Source organism: Ciceribacter ferrooxidans (assembly GCF_004137355.1).
Classification (GTDB): domain Bacteria; phylum Pseudomonadota; class Alphaproteobacteria; order Rhizobiales; family Rhizobiaceae; genus Allorhizobium; species Allorhizobium ferrooxidans.
Genome location: NZ_SDVB01000347.1, coordinates 1 through 260 on the forward strand (window position 1 = coordinate 1; position 260 = coordinate 260).

General features: G+C 69.2%; 1 protein-coding gene. It reads left to right on the forward strand.

Annotated features, from left to right (window positions below; translation table 11 throughout):
* A partial coding sequence (locus EUU22_RS25385) for a hypothetical protein (RefSeq protein WP_205687956.1) occupies nt 1–260 on the forward strand: 260 nt, incomplete at both ends.

Here is a 260-nt window from a genome sequence, read left to right on the forward strand (position 1 = left end):
GAGGCTACGGGGCGCATCGATCGAGAGGTCCCGAGCGGTACGTTGGAGACGATGAGCCATCCGGAGCTCTCAGCGGAGCAGGAGTACGTCGACCGGGCCTACGAGCACCTCGAGCGGATGCGCGACGTGCTCGCCTCTGCAGGCGACCGCGTCGACGGCGAGGTGGCGCAGGCCGCGATGGACGCCTATGCGGCGAAGCGACTGCGCACCTTCGAGGACGCCGAGCGCGGGCTGTGCTTCGGTCGCCTCGACTTCGAAGC